This window comes from Metasolibacillus sp. (assembly GCF_025291715.1).
Lineage (GTDB): Bacteria > Bacillota > Bacilli > Bacillales_A > Planococcaceae > Metasolibacillus > Metasolibacillus louembei.
On record NZ_JAMBIZ010000043.1, the window covers coordinates 1 to 21,654 of the forward strand.

Consider the following 21,654-nt stretch of genomic DNA (forward strand, 5'->3'; position numbering starts at 1 on the left):
CGCCGCCAGCGTTCGTCCTGAGCCAGGATCAAACTCTCCATAAAAAGAATTTGAGTTAAGCTCAAATTGTATCTGCCACTTTCGCTTTCGATACAGTAAAACATTTGCTGGCATCTTTATGATGTCCAAAATTATGTTTCATCTATTAAATGAAACGTTTTATTCATTCACGTCTTGCTTGTTCAGTTTTCAAGGTTCATTTTTATATTTCAAGTGCTTCTCGCAGAAGCAACTTTTATATAATAACACGTCACATTTTTTAAGTCAACTACTTTTCGAAAATATTTTTTTAGAAATGTTTTTCAAAAATTACTTATGCATTACTTGCGACTTCATAAATATTATCAGATATAAAATGAAAGGTCAATACTTTTTGAAAATAATTTTTCATCAAAGACTTTATTCGAAATTTCATTTATCGAAGATTACTTTTATCGCTTAACCTGACTAATCATACCCTTTCTTTTTCTCTCCCCTACATATGCTTAGCCGAATATTATTAACCAATCGGTTTCTAAAAATAAAGTTGCATTTGCTCTGACCTTTATCCCATTTATAAAAATAAGTTGTACGACAATATTAATAATGTTGTCGTACAACTAATAATCTAGTCTTCATTTTTTGTAATAACACGTGATATATAGAAGGAACGCACTGTTGCTAAATCAATAATTTCATCTGTTCTTGTAATTTTCACTAAAGGCCTTGTTGGTGCATACTTATTAATAAACATTACTTCTGCACGCTCTTTATTTGATAATTCAACCTTAGTACCGATTGGCAAATCAGCAACAATTGCAATTAATGCGTTGACAACCTTTATATCAAACTTTCCAAACTCAGACTCTTTAATCATCTCTATTACTTGGAATGTAGCTTTTTTCTCACTATAAAGTCGTTCACTTGTCATTGCATGATAAACATCGGCTACAGCGATAATTTGAGAGTAAATCGAAATATCTTCATTCTTAACTCCCTTTGGATAACCACTGCCATTTAATCTTTCATGATGTTGGAAGATAGCCTTCTTCATTTCTCCCTTTAATGCAGCTAAATCTTTTACCAAAACAAAGCTATGAACAGGATGTTGACGAATTTCTTTAAATTCCTGTGGTGTCAATTTGCTTGTTTTATCACGAATTTTAGCAGGTATTTTAGCCATTCCACAATCAGCTAATGTCCCAGCTATCGCCATTTGAATACAAATTCCTTTCTCATACCCTAGCTTTTGCGCCATGATTGAAGCAATCAATCCTGTCGCTATACAATGATGATATAAATAATCTTGGGGATTTGAGTAACTATTTAAATCAAATATATATGAACGATCCTCAAGCACTTGTTCAATTAATGGAATGACCATGCCACGTATTTTCGTCATATCAATTTTTGCACCAGATTCCCAGTTGAAAAATTCCTTTTTGAATTGTTGAATAGCATCTGCATAAGCTTTTTCAAAGGATGCTACTCGCTCTATAAACTGTATAGAATTATTTTCAACAGTATCTACTGCTTTAATTTTTCCTGAAGTCTCCTGATATACAGGAACTAATTTGATATTAAATACATCCAGTATATGTAGATGTTCATATGTAATCTTCGTATCTTTAGAAATAATTGGATATTGCGTGTTTGCAAATATGTTATCTGCTATCATCTGTCCTACATTTAATTCTTTGACATTTATGTGAGTAGTCTCCAATTTAAAAACCACCTTTATGATGTGTACTTTCTCTCCATTGTAGCGTAACAATTTTTAGAAATATAGTAATAATTATATCCTAACTAATTTTTCTTTTGATTCGGTCAATAATTAATACCTTACTATATGCATAACATATAAATTTATAATCAAAAGAGCTGTAGAAAAGGTCAACATTTGTTTTCCTTTCTACAGCTCTGAAGGCTTATTCGTTTTCTGCTAGATTATCGTCCTCTGCTGCTTCATCACTGTCTTTTTCTACCTTTGCAACAGTTGCAACATATTCCTCTTCTGCCAGACGAATTAAACGGACACCTTGCGTGCTACGGCCAATAACTGAGATATCTTGTACGTCCATTCGGATTAACATGCCATTAATTGTAATTAACATAATATCCTCTGTACCATCGACAGCTTTAACCGCACACATTTTCCCGTTTTTTTCTGTAATTTGAATTGTTTTCAAGCCAACGCCACCGCGGCTTTGTAAACGATATTCTTGCTCTGGTGTACGCTTGCCATAACCTTTTTCTGTGACAACTAATATTTCCTGCCCTGGCTCAATAATTTCCATGCCCACTACATAGTCACCATCACGCAATTTAATACCACGCACACCCGCTGCTGAACGTCCCATTGATCGAATGTCTTCCTCTTGGAAGCGTACAAGCATACCGTCCTGTGTTCCAATAATAATTTGCTTTTTGCCGTCAGTTAAACGTACAGAAATTAAATCATCATCATCTCGTAGGCTAATGGCAATTAAACCGTTAGTACGAATATTAGAGAATTGTGATACCGGTGTACGCTTTGTAATACCTGTTTTCGTTGTAAAGATAAAGTAAGCATCATCTTCAAATGACTCTACGCGAATCATTGCTGTAACTTTCTCATCCTTTTCGATGTTTAGCAGGTTCACAATTGGTAAACCTTTTGCTGTACGCCCGAATTCAGGGATCTCATAGCCTTTAGCTCGGAATACTTTTCCTTTTGATGTAAAGAATAAAATTGTATCATGTGTTGATGTGAACAATAGATGTTCAACAAAATCATCTTCATTTGTGCCCATACCTTGCACACCTCGGCCACCGCGTTTTTGTGAACGGTATGTATTCGCAGCTAGACGCTTAATATAGCCGTTATGCGTTAATGTCACAACTGAGTTTTCACGTGGAATTAAATCCTCATCCTCAATCATTTCAAGGCCGCCTGCAGTAATTTCAGTACGACGCTTATCGTTGTAGCGCTCTTTAATTTCAAGCATTTCAGTTCGAATAATTTCAAGAACCTTTGTTTCATCCGCTAAAATTGCTTTCAATTCGCTAATTAATCTTTGCAGCTCTTGATATTCAGCTTCAATTTTTTCACGTTCTAAGCCGCTTAAGCGAACAAGACGCATATCTAGAATCGCCTGTGCTTGGCGTTCGCTTAATGTAAAGCGTTCCATTAAAACAGGCTTTGCTTCATCCCCACTACGTGAACCACGAATAATAGCGATAATTTCATCAATATGATCAAGCGCGATACGCAAACCTTCTAAAATATGCGCGCGTTCCTCCGCTTTGCGTAATTCAAACGCTGTACGACGAGTAATTACTATTTTTTGATGCTCTAAATAATGATGTAAAGCTTCTTTTAAGCTTAAAATTTTCGGCTGCCCATCTACTAATGCAAGCATGTTCACACCGAAGCTTGATTGCATCGCTGTTTGTTTATATAGGTTATTTAATACAACATTCGCATTTGCATCACGGCGCACTTCAATCACAACGCGCATTCCGTTACGATCCGACTCATCACGTAAATTTGTAATACCATCGATTTTTTTATCGCGTACAAGCTCGGCAATTTTTTCAATAAGCTTTGCTTTATTTACTTGATAAGGCAGCTCATGGATTAAAATTGTTTCTTTCCCATTGCTGCTCTGTTCAATTTCTACCTTAGCTCGAATAATAATAGAGCCACGACCTGTTTCATAAGCTCGGCGAATACCTGAGCGACCCATAATTAAGCCGCCTGTTGGGAAATCTGGTCCCGGTATAATTTCCATTAGCTCCTCTGTCGTAATCGCAGGGTTTTCTGATAAAGCAAGAACTGCGTCAATTGTTTCACCTAATTGATGTGGTGGAATATTTGTTGCCATCCCTACTGCGATACCAGAGGCACCATTGACAAGTAAGTTTGGGTAACGTGATGGCAATACTTTTGGCTCTTGTTCACTGCCATCATAGTTTGGCTCATAATCAATTGTGTCTTTGTTAATATCACGTAGCATTTCCATTGCAATTTTGGACATACGCGATTCTGTATAACGCATTGCTGCAGCACCATCACCATCAACAGAGCCGAAGTTTCCATGACCGTCGACTAGCATATAACGATAGCTAAAATCCTGTGCCATACGCACCATTGCATCGTAAATAGAGGAGTCACCATGTGGGTGATACTTACCCATTACGTCCCCTACAATACGGGCACTTTTCTTATATGGCTTATCTGATGTATTTCCTAGCTCCTGCATTCCATATAAAATACGGCGGTGTACAGGCTTCAATCCATCGCGTACATCTGGTAAAGCACGCGCTACAATCACGCTCATTGCGTAGCTTAAAAATGATGTTTTAATTTCATTTGTAATATTTCTTCCTTGAATATTCCCATGTTCAATCTCAGACAAAATATAGACCTCCCTTCCAAACGATTAAATATCTAATTCAGCGTAGACAGCATTTTCCTCAATGAAATGACGACGTGGTTCAACATCATCGCCCATCAATTGATCAAAGATTCGATCTGCTTCAATCGCATCATCTAATTCAATACGAATTAATGTACGATGCTCTGGGTCCATTGTTGTATCCCATAATTGATCTGCATTCATTTCACCTAAACCTTTGTAACGCTGAACGTTTGGTTTCGGCACGCTTGATAAACGATTTAAAATTTCATCTAGTTCTTCATCTGAATAGCAATATTCAACATGCTTCCCTTGCTTCACTTGATATAACGGTGGCTTTGCCGCATAAACATAGCCTGCCTCGATTAATGGACGCATAAAGCGGAATAAAAATGTTAATAACAGCACACGGATATGTGCGCCATCGACATCGGCATCCGTCATAATAATAATTTTGTGATAACGCGCTTTTTCTAAATTAAACTCTTCTCCAATACCAGTTCCAAAAGCTGTAATCATTGCACGAATCTCAGCATTTGAAAGAATGCGGTCTAAGCGTGCTTTTTCTACGTTTAAAATTTTCCCGCGCAATGGCAAAATTGCTTGGAAGTGACGATCGCGTCCACTTTTCGCAGAACCACCAGCAGAGTCACCCTCAACGATATAAATTTCAGATTCAGCAGGGTTTGTTGAAGAACAATCTGCAAGCTTCCCTGGTAAACTTGATACTTCTAAAGCTGACTTACGGCGTGTAAATTCGCGCGCTTTTTTCGCTGCTACACGTGCACGAGCCGCCATTAAGCCCTTTTCCACTACTTGACGTGCAACAGTTGGATTTTCTAGCATAAAACGCTCAAAGCCCTCTGAGAACAATGAATTTGTAATTTGGCTTACTTCTGAGTTACCTAATTTCGTTTTCGTTTGTCCTTCAAATTGTGGATCTGGGTGTTTCACAGATACGATAGCGATTAAGCCTTCACGTACATCTTCCCCTGTTAAATTAGCATCCGCCTCTTTTAACAAGCCGTTTTTACGTGCATAATCATTAATCACACGTGTTAAAGCTGTTTTAAAGCCTGATTCATGTGTACCGCCCTCATACGTATTAATATTATTGGCAAATGACATAATTGTTGAAGAAAAGCCTGCATTATATTGCATCGCTATTTCAACAGAAATACCGTCCTTTTCTCCATTTACATCAATTGGTTCATGAAGTGGCTCTTTATTTGCATTTAAATGCTCTACATATGAGCGTATACCACCTTCATAATGGTATGTAACAGAGCGTACCTCTTCCTCGCGTTCATCCGCAATCGTGATGCGAATACCACGATTTAAATAAGCTAATTCACGTACACGTGTAGCTAAAATATCATATTCATAAACAGTTGTTTCCGTAAATATTTCTGCATCTGCTTTGAAGCGTGTAGTTGTACCTGTTTCATCCGTATCACCAATTACAGTAAGAGGCTGTATCGTTTGTCCACGCTCGAATTTAATACTGTGTACATGTCCATCACGCTTTACATAAACCTCTGTCTCAATTGATAATGCATTTACAACCGAAGCACCTACACCATGTAGACCACCTGACACTTTATAGCCGCCACCGCCGAATTTACCACCAGCGTGTAGCACTGTCATAATAACTTCAACAGCAGGTAAGCCCATTTTCTCTTGCGTGCTAACAGGAATACCGCGTCCATTATCTTCAACACGAATCCAGTTATCCTTTTCAATAGCAACAGTAATGTCTGTACAAAAACCAGCAAGTGCCTCATCAATACTGTTATCTACAATTTCCCATACTAAATGGTGTAGACCTTTAGAACTTGTAGAACCGATATACATACCTGGACGTTTACGAACTGCCTCCAAGCCCTCTAATACTTGTATTTGATCAGCATCATACGCTTGCTGCTGAACGTCTTTTTCTTCTAAAGACACTATGTTCACCCACTCTTTCTTCACACTGTATAAATCCATTGTTCCACAAAGGCTTTGTTATTTTACAATATCGCCTTGTTTCACATGGAACAATCTAGCCTGTTCAATCGTTTCATGATGAATGCCCTCAACACTTGTTGTTGTAACAAATGTCTGCACCTCACCTTGAATTGTATTTAATAAATGTGATTGTCTATAATCATCTAACTCTGATAACACGTCATCTAATAACAAGATAGGTGTTTCTTTCGTCTCTTGTTTAATTAATTCAATTTCAGCGAGCTTTAAAGATAAAGCTGTCGTACGCTGCTGTCCTTGCGAGCCATATGTTTGAACATCATAATCATTGACAAAAAATTGCAAATCATCTCGATGTGGTCCTACTAATGTAACACCGCGCTCCAGCTCTCTTTTTCTTGCTTCTAATAGCTTTTGCTCTAAATGTGCCGCCATCTGCTCTACGCTTTGATCAGCAGTTAGACCTGAAATCGGTCGATATTTGATAACAAGCTTTTCTAAGCCACGCGAAATCCCAGCATGAATTGGCTCAGCCCACGCCTGCAATAGCTCCATAAATTGGAATCTTTTACGAATGATTTGAACAGCTGCTTGAATGTACTGTTCTGTATAAACATCAAACATGACATCATTTAATGCGTGGCGACCTTGATTGCTTTTTAAAATATGGTTTCGCTGTTTTAATATTTTTTGGAATGTTAATAAATCATGTAAATATACAGGAGATATTTGACCAATTTCCATATCAATAAAGCGTCGTCGTAATTGGGGACTTCCTTTCACAACGTGTAAATCCTCTGGTGCAAACATCACGACATTCATTTGCCCGATATAATCACTAAGGCGCGTTTGTTCAAGGTGGTTTATTTTACCTTTTTTACCTTTTTTAGATATCATTAATTCAATTGGAAGACTGCCATAACGCTTTTGTACAACACCTTCTATTTTACCATAGTCTGCTTGCCAGCGTATCAATTCTTTATCATTTGATGTACGATGGGATTTAGCCATAGCTAAAACGTAAATAGACTCCATAACATTTGTTTTCCCTTGTGCATTTTCCCCGATGAAAACATTAATTTTAGGAGAAAAATCGAGCATTAATGACTCATAATTCCGATAGTTTATCAGCTTTAATTGCTCGATATTCATTCATTTGCACCGTTCTCAACAATACGAAAGCGTCCAACACCAGGAATATTCACGACATCGCCATTGCGAATTTTTCGTCCTCGGCGATCGTCTGCTTCTCCATTGACATAAACAACATGTTCACTTAAAAACCACTTAGCCATGCCGCCCGAGCTAATTGCATCTGTCATCTTTAACACTTGCCCTAAAGTTATAAACTCTGTATCAATCAAAATATCCTGCATGATTGCTCATCCTCCGCTACACAAAATCTGTCTCTCTATCATACCAAAAAAACAGCTTCTGCGTAAGGGAAGCAAATTGAACAAGAAAAAGTTTAATCTCTATACGTTTAATTTCATTTTTGCTTGTCAAAATGATGGTGACCAATCCATTTGCTGCATAATTTACTTCTTGGAGTTTGGGCAATTATTTATTCAAATACTATCTAAAAAACTTTACAACACAGTAATTATTAATTAAAGTAAAAAGGGGATAGTTTAGTATAATTATACAAATATAGGAGGTTTATTTTAAAAAAATTATTATTAACTTTTTTATTGCTAGTAATGTATTCTGGACATAGTGCTTATGCAGAATTTAACGATGAGCCAAATGAAGGATTTAATGAGCAATTAAATTCTGATTTGATTATTCCCTATGCGAAATATGTTGTAAAACATCCAAATGATACTCTACCTGTTATAGGTTTTGGTAAGGCGGTCTCAGTAGGAGGAAGAACAACTAATCATTCTAGTGTTAGCAATAGAACTTCTCTCCCAACGACTAGCCAAGCTCAATCTTCTATGGACTTGATTTCAAATAATGCTGTAAAACAGCGTCGTTACTTTGATGAAAATGGAAAGGCTCTTAGAGATATAGATTATTTCCATACTGGTGAGGCTAGTCATACATTCCCCCATATCCATATGTGGACATGGACTAATAATGTTCCTATGAGAAGCAATTGGATTCCTGCTTCTTTTTATTAAAAGATTAAAAATATGATGGGTTGGTGTTTTTTATGCAATGGATTCAAATCCATGATAACAATGATATATCCAATCTTTTGAATATATTCAATCATTTCCATGACAGCTGTTTAACAGAGTTATATATGTGGACTGAAAGTTATGTTGATGAGGATTTTTCGATGAAATTATCTATTGACCTTGACACAAATGTACGCATACTATTCCAAAGACAGCTACCTAATCCTTCTGCCATTGAATTATTATTCGAAGCTGTAACTGATTTTCATATAGTCCCTAGCCCTATAGGCTATGTTTCAACGATATTCGAAGGGAAAATAGCCAAAATTGATGATAACTTTATTTGGTCTGAGAATAGCGAATGGAAACCAAATAGTAACGATTTCACCAATAGCTGGATTTCGTCAAAAAGCTTGAAATGGCGAGATGTAAGTTCTTGGATAGGTAATAGCAAACGCTATGGTTTATTACATGATTAATAATTATATTTTACTAAACTATTCCAGTAATTAAAAACTGTAAAACAGGTACGGTTGAAAATACAACCGTACCTGTTTTTTAATATGATTAAATAAATGACCTGATTAGTAAGTACGAACAGGTAAAATGAGCTGTAAAATCGCATCATCATGGATTGAACGTAAAATAAACGGACGCATTGTACCTGTAAATTGAATAACGACATCTTGTCCATCGATTGCTCTTAATGCTTCCATCATGTATTTCGCACTGAAGGAAATTTTCAGTGCTTCTCCTTCAAGGTTCTCTACTGAAATTTGCTCCTCTACTTTTCCGATTTCTGGCGAGTTTGAGGAAATTTTTACTGTACGATCTTCCAATGTTTCGAAGCGTACAACATTATTGCGATCTTCACGTGCTAATAACGAAGCACGATCAATTGCTTGCAATAACGCTTTGCCGTTAATTGTCACATTTGTTTTATACTCTTCTGGAATTAAACGTGACGTATCAGGATAGTTCCCCTCTAGTAAGCGTGAGAAAAATAATACATCCTCTGTTTTAAATAAAACATGATAATTCGTTAATGCTATTTGTACAGGGTTTGTTGAATCCTCTAAAATTTTATTTAATTCATTTAAACTTTTTCCTGGTATAACGACACTGTTGATTTCAGCTGGTAATTGTTCGAGCTGAATTTTACGTCGAGCTAAACGGTGACTATCAGTTGCGACGCATATTAATTCATTTTCCGATACTTTCCAGTTTACACCTGTCAACACGGGTCTGCTTTCTGATGTTGCAACAGCAAATACTGTTTCACGTATAACAGATTTTAATAAATCTGCTGGCATTGAGAATTGGCGATCTTCTGCAACTTCTGGTAATAAAGGATATTCCAAAGCATCTAAGCCAATTAGGTGGAATTCGGATTTACCAGAGCGAATATTTGTTGCAAAGCCAGCTGATACTTCAATTTCCACATCATTTGTTGGCAGCTTTCTTACAATTTCATTAAACATGCGGGCCTGTAATACAATTGAGCCTGTTGTACTAACATTCATCAATTGTTCTCCGTCTTCCTCTACTGGAATGAATGTTTGAATTGTAATATCTGCATCGCTACCAGTTAAACGTAAACCTTCATGTGTTACATCAATTTTTATACCCGTTAAAATTGGCATTGTTGTTTTTGAACTAACAGCTTTCATGACGTCATTTAGTCCAGCTAAAAGCCGGTCTCGCATAATATCAAATTTCATGTCGTACCCCCATATATAATGTTATTAAAATAATAAAAGAATAAATAGATATAGTAATAGGCGCTGTGGATTTGTGGATAAGTACCTTTTTGACAAGTAAAATCAGTCTATCCACATGTAGATAGACTGTGCATAAGTTTGTCCAAAAAATAATAAGTTATCCACATGCGAAATGTAGCGTTATTTGCCTAGCATGCTACGAATTTGCTTAATATCCTGTTGAAGCCCTTGATCATTTTTAAGCTGAGTTGTAATTTTTTCATGGGCATGAATCACTGTTGTGTGATCGCGCCCTCCAAACTCCTCACCAATTTTCGGCAATGAAAAATCAGTTAACTCACGTGATAAATACATTGCAACCTGTCTAGGAAAAGCAATTGATTTTGTACGCTTCTTAGCAGAGAAATCTTCCAAGCGAATATTAAAGTGCTCTCCTACTGCATTTTTAATATCTAAAATAGAAATCATGCGCGGCTTCGCATTTGGAATAATATCCTTTAATGCCGCGGCAGCAAGCTCTGGTGTTACATCCTCCTTGACAAGAGAAGAATAAGCAACGACGCGGATTAAAGCGCCCTCTAATTCACGAATATTGGAATCAATTTGGTTTGCAATGTAGAGCATAACCTCATTTGGAATGTCTAAGTGATCTGCCTTTGCCTTTTTACGCAAGATGGCAATCCTCGTTTCTAAATCAGGTGGTGCAATGTCCGTAATTAAGCCCCATTCAAAGCGGGAGCGTAAACGATCCTCCAGCGTTGGAATTTCCTTCGGAGGCCTATCACTTGAAATAACAATTTGCTTTGATTCCTCATGCAGCGTGTTAAACGTATGGAAAAATTCCTCTTGTGTAGACTCTTTTCCAGCTAAAAATTGAATATCATCAATTAATAAAACATCTACATTGCGATATTTATTGCGAAAATCAATCGCTTTATTATCACGGATCGAGTTAATGAATTCATTTGTAAACTTTTCAGATGATAAATAGACAACCTTCGCTGAAGGATTGTGCTCCAATACATAGTGTCCAATTGCATGCATTAAGTGTGTTTTACCAAGCCCAACACCTCCATAAATAAAGAAGGGGTTGTATGCCTTAGCAGGTGCTTCAGCCACTGCAAGAGAGGCAGCATGTGCAAAGCGGTTACCAGAGCCGATAACGAACGTATCAAATGTGTACTTTGGATTTAACATCCCTGGTGAAATTTCTTGGTGATCGTGATTATGCCCATTAATTCTAGGTGCAGGCAGCTCAAAATCATCCTCATCGTCCTCATTTTGAACTTCAAATTTTATAACCAAATCTTCTCCGACTAATTCATTTAAACTACCCGTTAAAAGGTGCATGTAATGCTTTTCTAGCCACTCGCTAGCAAAAGTATTTGGCGCAGATAGCGTAATCGTTGTGCCATCAAAAGCTAAAATTTTTGTAGGTTTTAGCCATGTATCGAAGCTTGGTTTGGCAATTTTTCGTTCTACTTGAGCAAGGACATTACTCCATAATTCTTCTAAATGCTCCAAGCGAATTCGTCCTTTCATTAAAATTTTATTGCAAAAAAACTATCAATGCTCTCTTCAAAACCAGAGCTAAAATATTAGCTTGGGTGTAAAAAAATTTATTTTATTTCAGCAAATATATTAGACATACACATAATCACAGCTTGTGGATAAATGATATCCAAAGCCTATGTATAATATTGTCCACAGATTATCAACAACTGTGGATAAAATATTTCCCAAAAAAATCGTCCACAAAAGAAAACATGTTTATCGTATCAAAAAAAATGAGCAATTACAATACTTTAACAAACTTATCCACATAGTGCAAACTGTTCACAAAATAGTTGTCCACATGCTCTGAGTTTGTGAAAAAGCTGTCAATAACTGATGTGGATAATTTTAAAAGGCAAAAAAATTATACACAGCGTTATTTTCAAAAAACTATATAGAGTTGTGGATAAGTAAAGGGGACATTGAAATGTAGATTAAGGATTGACAAACGATAGTATTTATATATATAATGTTCAGGTCTGTATGTCGAAAAAGATAAATAGCAAACTCTCATTATAGGAGGTGTAATATAAATGAAACGTACGTACCAACCAAAGAAACGTAAGCACAGCAAAGTACACGGTTTCCGCGCACGCATGAGCACGAAAAACGGTCGTAAAGTATTAGCTGCTCGCCGTCGTAAAGGAAGAAAAGTATTATCAGCATAAGTCCACTGAGCCACATCAGTGGTCTTTTTTTTCTATATAAAGGTGAAATGAGTAGATGGAGATGTTGAAGGAATGAATAAACGCCAAAGAATTAAAAAAAATGAAGACTTTCAAAAGGTGTTTAAGAAAGGAAGATCCTTTGCAAATCGCCAATTTGTCGTTTATTGCTTGACAAAGGAGGCGCAAGAGGAGTTTCGTATTGGCTTATCTGTGAGCAAGAAGGTAGGGAAAGCCGTAACACGTAACCAAATTAAGCGCTATATCCGTCAAACATTTCTTGAATTAAAGGATGAAGTAAGACAGGATATGGATTATGTTATTATCGCCCGACATCAGGCGGCCACTTTAAATTTCCATGAAACGAAAAAAAGTTTACAGCATGTATTAAAAATTGCAAAAGTTTTAAAGCAGTCGAAGTGATTCGATAAAATAGTGGAGCATGAATGCGTTCACATGTTAAGATGTCTTCATAAACAAATGAATAAATAGAGTAGTTGGTCTAGGGGGAAGAAAGTTGAAAAAAAGACTTTGGATCGTTCTAACACTTGTTGCTACTGTAGTATTGCTATCAGGGTGTTCAGAATTTAACCAACCGATCTCAGCTGAAAGCAAAGGCTTTTGGAATGAGTTCATCGTTTGGCCGTTAGTTTCGGTCATTCAATATTTCGCTGACTTGTTTGGTACGTATGGTTTAGGTATTATCGTAACAACGATTATTATTAGAACTGCTATTTTACCACTAACAGTTAAGCAAATTAAAAGCTCTAAGAAGATGCAGGAATTACAGCCAAAATTAAAGGAGCTACAACAAAAATATAGCTCTAAAGATGCGGCGACACAGCAGCAATACCAAAAAGAAATGATGGCATTAATGCAAACATCAGGCGCGAATCCTTTAATGGGATGTTTACCTGTATTAATTCAAATGCCAATTTTAATCGGTTTCTATCATGCAATTAGCCGTATGAATGCAACACCTGAAGCATTTCATTTAGGTACATTTTTGATTTTCCCGCTAGCTGAGCCTAGCGTAGTATTAGCAATTGTTGCAGGTTTATTCCAATTTGTCGTATTAATGACAGGTCCTGCGATTGATAATCCACAAATGAAAATGATGATGTACATCATGCCTGTAATGATCATGGGCTTCGGTATGTTTTTACCAGCAGCATTATCATTATATTGGGTAATCGGGAATATTTTCTCTGTTTCTCAAAACCTTGTTATTTATAAGCCTTGGAATAAAAATAAACCAGAAGCTACTACTACAGGAGGAGCGAAAAAGTGAAACAAATTACGCAAATAGGCGCAAACGTACAAGAAGCGATCTCATTAGCGTTACAACAGCTTGGCAAAACCCGTGAACAAGTAGATGTTGAAGTTTTACAAGAAGGTAAAAAAGGATTTTTAGGCTTTGGTGCACGCCCTGCTGAGGTGCGTGTAACGATAAAAGAAGAAGTGCAGGAAGTTGAACAAGTCGTTGTAGAAGAAGAACAAATTCAAGAATCACTGGTGGAAGCACCAGCTGAGGAAGTTTTCGGGGAGCAGGTTCAAACTGATAACGCAATTGAAGAGCTGATTCAAGCAGCAGAAGAGCAACTGGATGTGAATCCTATACAGGAAGCGAAAGCTTATATTGAAAGCGTAGCAGAAAGTATGGGGATTAATGATTTACACATAGCACATGAAACAGAAGGCAAATACACAACATTCAAGCTAGAAAGTGAGAAGGCTGCACTTTTAATTGGAAAGCGTGGACAAACATTAAATGCTTTACAGCAGCTAACACAGCTTGTGTTAAATAAAAGTGCAAAATCTTTTATGCTCGTAAAGATTGATGTGGAGGATTATCGTGAACGCCGCCGTATCGCATTAGAGCAATTAGCTGAGCGCATGGCGGATAAGGCGATTCGCACAGGCAAAAAGGTCGTGTTAGAGCCGATGCCGTCATATGAACGGAAAATAATCCATCATGCATTAACAAATCGTTTGGATATCGAAACATATTCAGAGGGTGTAGAGCCAAATCGCTATTTAGTCATTGAATCATTAGTTTGATTCAAAATGCATACAGATATATAATGACTGTCCGAAAAGCAGGTAACATGCCGCTTTTCGGACAGCTTTTTTTCGGCTTAAAAATTCCTTCTCACTTTAGATTTTGCTGAAAATATGTTAATCTAAGTTGTTAGGAAATATTGTTCGGTTACGTTATCCACATGTGGATAATTTTCATTTTATAAAAAGTTATAAACAAGATGAAGTCAGGAGGCATTTTGATGGATTTTGATACAATTGCTGCGATATCCACACCGATGGGTGAAGGCGCTATTGCTATCGTTCGCTTAAGTGGGGATGAAGCGATCGCAATCGCAGATCATATATTTCAAGCACCAAATCGAAAAAAATTAGCAGAGCAAGCAACACATACGATTCATTATGGGCATTTAATCGATCCAGCGACAGAGGAAGTAGTGGAGGAGGTCATGCTATCATTAATGCGTGGTCCGAAAACATTTACACGCGAGGATGTTGTAGAAATTAACTGTCACGGTGGTTTAGTATCAGTGAATCGCGTTTTACAGTTAGCGTTACGCTATGGCGCTCGCTTAGCCGAGCCAGGTGAATTTACGAAACGCGCCTTTTTAAATGGGCGGATCGACTTGTCACAGGCAGAGGCAGTGATGGACTTAATTCGTGCGAAAACAGACCGTGCGATGAATGTCGCTTTAACACAAATGGATGGCAAGCTATCGCGTTTAATTGGGCAGCTAAGACAAGCATTGCTTGAAACGTTAGCGCAAGTAGAAGTGAATATCGATTATCCAGAATACGATGATGTAGAAGAGATGACTGTACCTGTATTGCTTGAAAAATGCAACTGGGTACGTGATGAAATCGATAAATTACTAACGACATCTTCACAAGGGAAAATTTTACGTGAAGGTTTATCAACGGTTATTTTAGGGAGACCAAATGTAGGTAAATCCTCGTTATTAAATAGCTTAGTACATGAAAATAAAGCAATCGTTACGAATATTGCAGGGACGACACGTGATATTATTGAGGAATATGTCAATGTGCGCGGCGTACCGCTACGTTTAGTCGATACGGCAGGCATTCGCGAAACCGAGGATATCGTTGAGCGTATAGGAGTAGAAAGATCAAGAGAGGCTTTAAAAGGAGCCGATTTAATTTTGCTCGTATTAAACGGTGCAGAAAGCTTATCGCCTGAGGATGAGCGCTTATTCGAAACGATTGAGCATATGGACTATATTGTCGTTGTTAATAAAACGGATTTACCGCAGCAAATTGATTTACAGTATGTTCAAAAATTAGCAGGAACACGTCGCATCGTTACAACTTCGTTATTACAGGAAGAGGGAGTAGCTGAGCTAGAGGAAGCAATTTCTGCATTGTTCTTTGAAGGACAAGTAGAGGGTGGAGATATGACGTATGTTTCCAACGCACGCCATATCGCACTATTGCATCAGGCAAGAAAGACGGTAGAGGATGCATTAAATGCTGCTGAAGCGGGTGTACCAGTTGATATGGTACAAATAGATGTTACACGTACATGGGAAATTCTTGGTGAAATTGTCGGTGATACAGTACAAGAAAGCTTAATCAATCAACTGTTTTCACAGTTCTGTTTAGGAAAATAAAAATTGAAAGGAAGTTACAGCATGCCTACACAATATGAAGCAGGTACATTTGACGTTATTGTTATCGGTGCGGGACACGCAGGAGTAGAAGCAGCTTATTCTGCTGCAAAAATGGGTGCAAAAACGTTAATGCTAACGATTAATCTTGATATGATTGCCTTTATGCCATGTAACCCATCAATTGGTGGACCTGCAAAGGGAATCGTAGTACGAGAAATTGACGCATTAGGCGGTTTAATGGGGAAGGTTATTGATAAAACACATATTCAAATGCGTATGTTGAATACAGGGAAAGGACCTGCTGTTCGTGCATTGCGTGCACAAGCAGATAAAGTACTTTACCAGCAAGAAATGAAGCGCCTATTAGAGGAGCAAGAAAATCTTCAAATTCATCAAGCAATGGTGGATGAGTTAATTGTAGAAGACGGTGAAGTAAAGGGTGTTATTACGCAAATCGGCGGTATTTATCGCGCGAAATCGGTTATTATCACGACAGGTACATTCCTACGTGGAGAAATTATTCTTGGTGATTTAAAATATTCAAGCGGTCCAAACAATCAACAGCCATCAATCAAGCTTGCTGATAATTTAAAGGAATTAGGCTTTGATATTATTCGCTTTAAAACAGGTACACCACCACGTGTTAATAACCGCACGATTGATTATTCAAAAACGGAAATTCAACCAGGTGATGATGTACCACGTGCTTTTAGCTTTGAAACGACAGAATTTATTATGGACCAATTACCTTGCTGGCTAACATATACAAGCCCAACAACACACCAAATTATCGAGGAAAATTTACATTTATCTCCGATGTATTCTGGTATGATTAAAGGAACAGGACCTCGCTATTGTCCTTCAATTGAAGATAAGGTAGTACGTTTTAATGATAAGCCACGCCACCAAATTTTCTTAGAGCCTGAAGGGCGCAATACACGTGAAGTATATGTGCAAGGTTTATCAACGAGCTTGCCAGAGCATGTACAGCAAAAGTTACTTGCATCAATACCAGGACTAGAGCAGGCAGAAATGATGCGTGCAGGCTACGCTATTGAGTATGATGCGGTTGTGCCAACACAGCTATGGCCAACACTTGAAACAAAGCATATTAAACATTTATATACAGCTGGTCAAATTAACGGTACTTCAGGTTATGAGGAAGCAGCTGCGCAAGGCTTAATGGCAGGGATTAATGCTGCTGCTAAAGTGCTTGGTAAAGAAGAAATCATTTTAAGTCGCTCAGATGCGTATATCGGTGTATTAATTGATGATTTAGTAACGAAAGGTACAAATGAGCCATACCGTTTACTGACATCACGTGCGGAATATCGCCTATTATTACGTCATGATAATGCGGATTTACGTTTACTAGATATCGGCTACAAAGTAGGGATGATTTCACAGGAGCGTTATGCTCAATTTACAGCGAAACGTCAGCAAATCGAACAAGAAATTGCACGTTTACGTGAAGTAATTGTCAAGCCAAATGCAGAAACACAAGCAGCTATTCGTTCCGTTGGTGGAGCAGAATTAAAGGATGGCATTCGCGGAGCAGACTTATTAAAGCGTCCTGAAATGCATTATGACTTAGTCGCTTCTTTAACACCTTCAGAAATAGAGCTTTCAGAGGAAGTAAAGGAGCAAATTGAAATCCAGCTGAAATATGAAGGCTATATCCAAAAAGCTTTACAACAAGTAGAGCGTTTGCGCAAAATGGAAGATAAAAAAATTCCAGATAACATCGATTATGATGCAATTTCAGGTTTAGCGACAGAAGCGCGTCAAAAATTAAAATCAGTTCGACCTTTATCAATTGCACAAGCATCACGTATTTCAGGTGTTAACCCAGCTGATATTTCAATTTTACTCGTTTATATTGAACAAGGGAAAATTGCCCGTGTCGCCAATGACTAATATAAGAAAAAGCGCTCCATAGCGAGCGCTTTTTAACTAAAGGAGAATTTTAGTGAACGAGCAACAATTTATTGAAGCATTGAGAGAAAAGGGCATTGAGCTGACAGCTACGCAAATTGCCCAATTTAAAAAGTATTTTGAATTGTTAGTAGAGTGGAATGAAAAAATGAATTTAACGGCAATTACCGATTTAGAGGGTGTCTATTTAAAGCATTTTTATGATTCTATTAGCGCAAGCTTTTATTTCGATTTTACAAAGGTGACAACGATTTGTGATGTAGGTGCAGGTGCAGGGTTCCCAAGTCTACCGATTAAAATCTGTTTTCCACATTTACACATTACAATTGTCGATTCCTTAAATAAGCGCATTACTTTTTTAAATCATTTAAGCGAGGAGCTAGGCTTAGAAAATGTAGCGTTTGTTCATGCACGTGCAGAGGAATTTGGACAAAATGCGAAATATCGCGAAAAATTTGATGTTGTAACAGCGCGTGCTGTAGCAAGATTATCTGTTTTATCAGAGCTATGTGTACCGATTGCTAAAGTAGGTGGCCAGTTCGTCGCATTAAAAGCTGCGGCTGGCAAGCAGGAGCTAGCAGAGGCAAAAAAAGCAGTCTCCACGCTTGGCATCGAGCTACAAGAGGAATTTGTCTTTGAACTACCAGTTGAACAGAGCGAGCGTACTTTATATGTATTTAATAAAATAAAAGCAACGCCTAAAAAATATCCTCGTAAACCAGGCGTGCCAAATAAAACACCTATTCAATAATTATCTCGCAAGTAATTTGTATGTTTGATAGATATTTTTCTCTTTTCAAGCATACATAATGATAGTAGGCATTAATTAATGATAAAATATGTAGATATGTAATTGATTCTAAACTATGTACATTTTAACTCGGATAATCAATAATATTAATAGTGAGTAAGAAGTTTCTTAAAGGTGGTGCCACTCGGATGAAAAGTCCTTTTTCACGTTTTTTCGGAGGCGGAAAAGAGTCTGAAGTAAAAAGTGAAGTAGCAGCTATAGAAGAAAAAAAGGCTACAGAAGAAGTAGTGAAAATTCCTATTGGAAAAATCATACCGAATCGATTTCAACCTCGTACTGTATTTGACGATGAAAAAATTGAAGAATTATCAAGAACGATTCATATACATGGTGTTATCCAGCCAATCGTAGTACGCAGACGCGATGGTGAGGATGAATATGAAATTATTGCAGGTGAGCGACGCTATCGTGCAATGAAAAAGCTACAATGGGCGGAAGTACCAGCAATTGTACGACAAATTAATGATAAAGAAACAGCATCTATTGCATTAATTGAAAACCTACAACGTGAAGAATTAACGGCAGTTGAAGAGGCGCTTGCTTATCAGCAACTACTTGAATTGCATTCATTAACGCAGGAAGCACTTGCACAACGTTTAGGAAAGAGCCAATCAACAGTAGCAAATAAGCTACGTTTATTAAAGCTGCCTCAATTTGTTCAAGAGGCTATTTTAAAGCGTGAAATTACAGAGCGTCATGCACGAGCCCTTATTGCTGTAAAAGATGAGCAGCAACAGCAACAGCTCATTGAAGCAGCTAAGGAATATGATTGGAATGTCCGTCAGCTTGAAGATCAGATTCAACAGCTGTTATCACCGCCTACTGAGGAAGAGCAACCAGTAAAGAAGGAAAAGCCGAAGCGTAAAGCAATTAGCAAAGACGTGCGCATCGCCTTAAATACAATAAAGCAATCATTAACAATGGTAACGAAAAGCGGAATTCAAGTAAAAACAGAGGAAGAAGATACAGAGGAATATTATCAAATCACTGTCAAAATTCCAAAGAAAAAATAAAATAAATAGAGCTGTCTGGAAAAGAATTCCCTTTTCAGACAGTTTTTTTTGTGAAAAATAGTAGAATAACTTTAGGAACTAAGCGTAAATTTTGATAGAATACTTTTAAAGACTATAGGAAAAGCCCGATTGTAGTTTTTTCGAGCATACTTGAAAAGATTTGGATACAATGACGTTAAGATATATTGAATTGTAGGAAGTAGGTGGAATTATGGGAAAGGTTATAGCAATCGCCAATCAAAAGGGGGGCGTTGGTAAAACGACAACCTCTGTTAACTTAAGTGCCTGTTTAGCCTATTTAGGCAAAAAGGTATTGTTAATTGATACAGATCCACAAGGAAATGCAACGAGTGGCGTAGGTGTCAACAAAGCTGATGTGCATGGCTGTATTTATGATGTCATTATTGATGACGAAAATATTGCGACAACAATATTACAAACAAAAGTGGAAAATTTATCTGTTGTCCCTGCAACAATTTCATTAGCAGGTGCGGAAATTGAGCTAGTATCTGCTATTTCACGTGAAGGAAAGCTGAAAAATGCACTACGACCAATACGACAAGACTATGATTACATAATTATTGATTGTCCACCATCACTTGGTTTATTAACGATTAATGCACTGACAGCATCGGATTCAATTATTATTCCTGTTCAATGCGAATATTACGCATTAGAGGGACTGAGTCAGCTACTATCAACTGTTCGACTTGTACAAAAGCATTTAAATCCCGAGCTGATGATTGAAGGTGTTCTTTTAACAATGCTTGATGCACGAACAAATTTAGGACTACAAGTAATCGAGGAAGTAAAAAAATATTTCCAAGATAAAGTCTATAAAACAATTATTCCACGTAATATCCGCTTAGGAGAGGCACCTAGCCATGGCAAGCCAATTATTACTTATGACGCGAAGTCGAGAGGTGCAGAAATGTATGTAGAGCTAGCAAGGGAAGTGATTAAAAATGGTTAAAGGTTTAGGGAAAGGCATTGGAGCGCTATTTCCAGAGGAAGCGGTACAGCAAGAGGGAAATGTACAGCAAATTGCTGTCGATAAGCTTGTGGCAAACCCATTTCAGCCACGTAAGCTTTTTCAAGATGAGGCATTAGAAGAGCTTGCGCAATCAATTAAAGAGCATGGTATAATCCAGCCTATTATTGCACGTAAAAAAGGCCGTAAATATGAAATTATTGCAGGAGAACGTCGCTGGCGTGCAGCAAAGCTAGCAGGCTTAGAGGAAATAGCTGTGCTAGTTAAAGAGATGACTGAACAGCAAATGATGGAGGTTGCAATTTTAGAGAACCTACAGCGTGAAGATTTAACACCAATTGAAGAAGCGGAAGCATATAGCAGCTTAATTGAGCAATTGAACTTCACTCAAGAGGACTTAGCAAATCGTCTTGGAAAAAGTAGACCACATATTGCCAACCATATTCGTTTGCTACAGCTACCAGAAGAGGTACGTGCATTAGTAAATGATGGTTCCTTAACGATGGGGCATGGGCGTACATTACTTGGTCTGAAAAATAAACGACAAATTGCAGAAGTCGCAAAGAGAGTGATTGCACAGAACTTAAATGTCCGCCAATTAGAAGCGCTCGTTCAAGCATTAAATGAAAATGTTTCACGTGAAACAAAAGCACCACCACGTGATATTTTTGTACAAGCTACAGAGGCACAGCTTAGAGATTATTTTGGCACAAGTGTACAAATAAAAAAACAAAAAGATAAAGGCAAAATTGAAATTGAATTTTACTCAGAAGAGGATTTAGAGCGTATTTTAGAAATATTACAATTAGAGCGCACTGAATAGAGA

Annotated in this window: 19 protein-coding genes; 12 read left to right on the forward strand and 7 right to left on the reverse strand. The window is 37.4% G+C overall.

Annotated features, from left to right (window positions below; translation table 11 throughout):
• Positions 1-607: 607 nt before the first annotated feature.
• The 5 genes from M3Z76_RS18150 to yaaA form a co-directional block, all read right to left on the reverse strand.
• Positions 608-1,702, reverse strand: coding sequence for an HD-GYP domain-containing protein (locus tag M3Z76_RS18150; protein WP_293929538.1), 1,095 nt, complete (start codon positions 1,700-1,702; stop codon positions 608-610).
• A gap of 205 nt (positions 1,703-1,907) precedes the next feature.
• Positions 1,908-4,379, reverse strand: coding sequence for a DNA gyrase subunit A (gyrA, locus tag M3Z76_RS18155; protein ID WP_293929539.1), 2,472 nt, complete (start codon positions 4,377-4,379; stop codon positions 1,908-1,910).
• 24 nt (positions 4,380-4,403) lie between these two features.
• A complete protein-coding gene (gene gyrB / locus M3Z76_RS18160) occupies positions 4,404-6,329 on the reverse strand; it encodes a DNA topoisomerase (ATP-hydrolyzing) subunit B (protein WP_293929540.1) in 1,926 nt (641 codons plus the stop codon).
• 57 nt (positions 6,330-6,386) lie between these two features.
• Positions 6,387-7,499 carry a DNA replication/repair protein RecF gene (gene recF, locus M3Z76_RS18165; RefSeq protein WP_293929541.1) on the reverse strand — a complete coding sequence of 371 codons (1,113 nt, stop codon included), beginning with the start codon at positions 7,497-7,499 and terminating at the stop codon, positions 6,387-6,389.
• The gene (gene yaaA, locus M3Z76_RS18170; protein ID WP_293929542.1) at positions 7,496-7,723 is read right to left on the reverse strand and encodes a S4 domain-containing protein YaaA; all 228 of its coding nucleotides are present in this window, start codon (positions 7,721-7,723) and stop codon (positions 7,496-7,498) included. Before yaaA ends, recF begins: the two co-directional genes overlap by 4 nt.
• A gap of 324 nt (positions 7,724-8,047) precedes the next feature.
• Here yaaA and M3Z76_RS18175 point away from each other — a divergent pair, with 324 nt between their 5' ends.
• Together M3Z76_RS18175 and M3Z76_RS18180 are read left to right on the forward strand one after the other, a co-directional pair.
• On the forward strand, positions 8,048-8,470 hold the full coding sequence (locus M3Z76_RS18175; RefSeq protein WP_293929543.1) for a hypothetical protein: 423 nt from the start codon (positions 8,048-8,050) through the stop codon (positions 8,468-8,470).
• 32 nt (positions 8,471-8,502) lie between these two features.
• Positions 8,503-8,949, forward strand: coding sequence for a hypothetical protein (locus M3Z76_RS18180; RefSeq protein WP_295657362.1), 447 nt, complete (start codon positions 8,503-8,505; stop codon positions 8,947-8,949).
• A 105-nt stretch (positions 8,950-9,054) separates the two neighbouring features.
• Here the strand turns inward: M3Z76_RS18180 and dnaN are convergent, their stop codons facing one another.
• Both dnaN and dnaA read right to left on the reverse strand, forming a co-directional pair.
• Positions 9,055-10,191, reverse strand: coding sequence for a DNA polymerase III subunit beta (gene dnaN, locus M3Z76_RS18185; protein ID WP_293929545.1), 1,137 nt, complete (start codon positions 10,189-10,191; stop codon positions 9,055-9,057).
• 180 nt (positions 10,192-10,371) lie between these two features.
• Entirely contained in the window at positions 10,372-11,715 is a 1,344-nt protein-coding gene (gene dnaA, locus M3Z76_RS18190) for a chromosomal replication initiator protein DnaA (RefSeq protein WP_293929546.1), read from the reverse strand.
• A 563-nt stretch (positions 11,716-12,278) separates the two neighbouring features.
• Between dnaA and rpmH the strand changes: the two genes are divergently transcribed.
• The 10 genes from rpmH to M3Z76_RS18240 all read left to right on the forward strand — a co-directional run bounded on the left by rpmH (position 12,279) and on the right by M3Z76_RS18240 (position 21,651).
• Positions 12,279-12,413 (forward strand): 50S ribosomal protein L34, encoded by a 135-nt coding sequence (gene rpmH / locus M3Z76_RS18195; protein WP_004233310.1) that lies wholly within the window; start codon positions 12,279-12,281, stop codon positions 12,411-12,413.
• Between the two features lie 72 nt (positions 12,414-12,485).
• Complete coding sequence (rnpA, locus tag M3Z76_RS18200) at positions 12,486-12,833, forward strand: ribonuclease P protein component (protein WP_293929547.1); 348 nt, start codon at positions 12,486-12,488, stop codon at positions 12,831-12,833.
• Positions 12,834-12,927: 94 nt separating this feature from the next.
• Positions 12,928-13,701, forward strand: coding sequence for a membrane protein insertase YidC (yidC, locus tag M3Z76_RS18205; protein WP_293929548.1), 774 nt, complete (start codon positions 12,928-12,930; stop codon positions 13,699-13,701).
• The gene (gene jag, locus M3Z76_RS18210) at positions 13,698-14,471 is read left to right on the forward strand and encodes an RNA-binding cell elongation regulator Jag/EloR (protein ID WP_293929549.1); all 774 of its coding nucleotides are present in this window, start codon (positions 13,698-13,700) and stop codon (positions 14,469-14,471) included. The genes yidC and jag overlap by 4 nt, the downstream gene beginning before the upstream one ends.
• A gap of 221 nt (positions 14,472-14,692) precedes the next feature.
• Positions 14,693-16,078: a tRNA uridine-5-carboxymethylaminomethyl(34) synthesis GTPase MnmE gene (gene mnmE / locus M3Z76_RS18215; protein WP_293929550.1), complete on the forward strand. Its 1,386-nt coding sequence runs from the start codon at positions 14,693-14,695 to the stop codon at positions 16,076-16,078.
• A gap of 21 nt (positions 16,079-16,099) precedes the next feature.
• The gene (mnmG, locus tag M3Z76_RS18220; protein WP_293929551.1) at positions 16,100-17,995 is read left to right on the forward strand and encodes a tRNA uridine-5-carboxymethylaminomethyl(34) synthesis enzyme MnmG; all 1,896 of its coding nucleotides are present in this window, start codon (positions 16,100-16,102) and stop codon (positions 17,993-17,995) included.
• A 52-nt stretch (positions 17,996-18,047) separates the two neighbouring features.
• The gene (gene rsmG, locus M3Z76_RS18225) at positions 18,048-18,764 is read left to right on the forward strand and encodes a 16S rRNA (guanine(527)-N(7))-methyltransferase RsmG (protein ID WP_293929552.1); all 717 of its coding nucleotides are present in this window, start codon (positions 18,048-18,050) and stop codon (positions 18,762-18,764) included.
• Between the two features lie 188 nt (positions 18,765-18,952).
• On the forward strand, positions 18,953-19,837 hold the full coding sequence (gene noc / locus M3Z76_RS18230) for a nucleoid occlusion protein (protein ID WP_293929553.1): 885 nt from the start codon (positions 18,953-18,955) through the stop codon (positions 19,835-19,837).
• 211 nt (positions 19,838-20,048) lie between these two features.
• On the forward strand, positions 20,049-20,810 hold the full coding sequence (locus M3Z76_RS18235; RefSeq protein WP_293929554.1) for a ParA family protein: 762 nt from the start codon (positions 20,049-20,051) through the stop codon (positions 20,808-20,810).
• Positions 20,803-21,651, forward strand: coding sequence for a ParB/RepB/Spo0J family partition protein (locus tag M3Z76_RS18240; RefSeq protein WP_293929555.1), 849 nt, complete (start codon positions 20,803-20,805; stop codon positions 21,649-21,651). The genes M3Z76_RS18235 and M3Z76_RS18240 overlap by 8 nt, the downstream gene beginning before the upstream one ends.
• Positions 21,652-21,654: the final 3 nt, after the last annotated feature.